Consider the following 2,417-nt stretch of genomic DNA (forward strand, 5'->3'; position numbering starts at 1 on the left):
TTGTGTTTTTAGATTTTACTAACTGCCCGGTCAGTAATAATCTAAATTTACTTGAGGTATTCTTTTTGGTCAATTCCCTTTACTCTTTAAAGTATACAGGAAGCTCCATATTGCGCAAGTAAAGGGACAAAATAAAAACAATTTTATTGCCCTTTACTTTCTCATATTATTCTCCAAATAAAACTCTCTATTTTGTTACAACTATATGTACAGTACTCTTACTAATTCCAAACTGTTTTGCCGTCTGCCTCACCGTTGCGTTATTTTCTATAATATAATTTGCAATCTCCACGGCTCTTTTTGCAATATAATCCTTCAAAAAAATCCCCCTGCAAACATTGTTTTTACAATGTATGCAGGAGCCGTTTATAAATATTCGATAATTTCTTTTTCCTCATATACTTTTAATCAAAAGCAGGAGTCTTCTCATGCTAAGATAAACTATAATAAAAAACAATTTTCACAAGTTTATCTGCCGGCACGATCATAATCTCTTTCGTCGAACACATCAAGTCCCGGAAATCTTGTATCACACTCTCCTCCACATACTCATCGATTATCATGGCATCGCCGGTAAATTCAATTGTTCCTACATATCCTTTTTCAGAATCTATCTCCACATTTAAGAAGAGTTCCTGTGCCACATGAAGTGCTTTCTTTGCCATTTTTTCAAAATGTTTTACTCGTTCCTGACTTATATTGTTCAGCTTCGCATCTATTTTCATTTTCGCCATTTCAACTATGACCTGTGCCTCCATCAGTTTCTGTTTTTTATCCCTAATTTGTTCTTCCTCACTCATTTTACACATCTTTGCCTTGACTTTCTCTTCAATAATCCTGTCACTCATCTTAGATTCCTCATAATAAAGCCTTCTAATTTTCATTCAAAAATACTCCCTTTTGATAAATATAGTGTACTTATTTTAAGTCCATTTATGGCATCATAACACTTTCTATACTTAAAATGAACTTATTGTACAAACTTAAATATGTACTCATTTTAAGTAGGAAGGATGTATTATGGAAAAAGAGAAACATTTAGGATTGCGAATAGATGCAGAAACACATCAGAAATTAAAAAGCCTGGCTGAATTTGATGGCCGTTCTATCAACGGTGAGGTTCTTTATTTAATTCGTCAGGCCATCATCCAACATGAGCAGCAGCAAGGACCATTAAAATAAATCTAATAAATACCATTCTCTTCCATATTTTGGACTAATTTTAGTCCCATTATATCATTTTCAACCGCTATGATAAACAGAATAGGACTAATTTTAGTCCACTTTTTTGAGGATGATATTATGGAACAAAAGATAAAACAATCTAATGCAAATATTGGAAAGAATATAAGGGAAATACGTTTAAATGCTGGCATTGGCCAAACGGAATTGGTTGGCCAGTTGCAGCTTCATGATGTAAATATGACTCGTGAGACCCTGGTTAAAATCGAACGCGGAATTCAACATATTACTGTCTCCCAGCTAAAGGGAATACGTGACTGTCTGAATACTACTTATGATGAATTATTAAAATAGAGTTACTACGACGAATCTTAACGCATAGTTCTGTCCTCATCTCAATTCCTTTAAATTCTCCCCAAATCAGGTGTCCACAAGGAGCAATCTCCCGGTACCGCGGCATTTTTCGAAGGATATGCCATTGATACTCCGTCTTATTCTGCCTCAGTCTTAGCAATACATATTGTATGTAGTCTTATTGTAACGCAGCTGAGCCCCAAAATCATTCAATTCATAATTGAATTAACTCTTACGATGGCTCAACAAAAAAGCAGCCTTAAGCTGCCTCTTCCTTTAATTTCATATAATATAACAGAATTCTGTCGGGTATCTTCTCCCATTTTATTTCATAACGATTATCTACATACATTATACCAGGATGTTCTTCCTGCTGACCTACGATCAGCGAGTCCATTGAAACATTCAGCAGCCTGCTTAAGCGATACAGATTATCCAGACTCGGAAGACTTTTTCCTGAAAACCATGCGTAAACAGCCTGAAAAGATCCAACGAGTAACTTCTCTTGAATATCTTTCACGGATATATTTCTTACCTTGCACATTTCTTTAATTTTATGCCCTGTTTTTTTAATATCAATTTCCTGCATTCGCTTTCTCCTTTTCGCCTAAAAGCATTATCTTCTTTTTATTAGATCATCCAATTCCTGCATTTCATCCTCTTTGTTTAACTGAAGTATATCATCTATATATTTATAATTCAATCCAGACATCAGAAAAGGGGAAATTCTAATTTCATTTTCTTTTATTGATATATTTTCATTCCCGCAAAATGCATATGGCGCGTCCCAACGGCCGGTTTTGCGGAGCAAAACGGCCGAAATGCGAAGCTGAACAGCCGTTAGGCTTTGATTGATACAGAAATCTCTAGGATAATATATT

General features: G+C 35.0%; 5 protein-coding genes and 1 pseudogene. 2 read left to right on the top strand and 4 right to left on the bottom strand.

All coding sequences use genetic code 11. The features are described from left to right. Nucleotides 1-190 precede the first annotated feature (190 nt). Nucleotides 191-319: pseudogene (locus ACTNBR_RS16205) on the bottom strand (sporulation transcriptional regulator SpoIIID); the annotation flags it as partial. A 112-nt stretch (nt 320-431) separates the two neighbouring features. After that, nucleotides 432-884: a hypothetical protein gene (locus ACTNBR_RS16210; protein WP_441019221.1), complete on the bottom strand. Its 453-nt coding sequence runs from the start codon at nt 882-884 to the stop codon at nt 432-434. Between the two features lie 136 nt (nt 885-1,020). Between ACTNBR_RS16210 and ACTNBR_RS16215 the strand changes: the two genes are divergently transcribed. Both ACTNBR_RS16215 and ACTNBR_RS16220 read left to right on the top strand, forming a co-directional pair. Next, nucleotides 1,021-1,182, top strand: coding sequence for an Arc family DNA-binding protein (locus tag ACTNBR_RS16215; RefSeq protein ID WP_427807587.1), 162 nt, complete (start codon nt 1,021-1,023; stop codon nt 1,180-1,182). A 120-nt stretch (nt 1,183-1,302) separates the two neighbouring features. Beyond that, nucleotides 1,303-1,536: a helix-turn-helix domain-containing protein gene (locus ACTNBR_RS16220; RefSeq protein WP_427807589.1), complete on the top strand. Its 234-nt coding sequence runs from the start codon at nt 1,303-1,305 to the stop codon at nt 1,534-1,536. Between the two features lie 259 nt (nt 1,537-1,795). On the opposite strand, the gene ACTNBR_RS16225 is transcribed toward ACTNBR_RS16220, so the two are convergent. Then, nucleotides 1,796-2,125, bottom strand: coding sequence for a helix-turn-helix domain-containing protein (locus ACTNBR_RS16225; RefSeq protein ID WP_427807591.1), 330 nt, complete (start codon nt 2,123-2,125; stop codon nt 1,796-1,798). A gap of 27 nt (nt 2,126-2,152) precedes the next feature. Beyond that, a partial coding sequence (locus ACTNBR_RS16230; protein WP_441019219.1) for a hypothetical protein occupies nt 2,153-2,417 on the bottom strand: 265 nt, incomplete at its 5' end.

The organism is Bariatricus sp. HCP28S3_F11 (assembly GCF_052065395.1).
Lineage (GTDB): Bacteria > Bacillota > Clostridia > Lachnospirales > Lachnospiraceae > Allocoprococcus.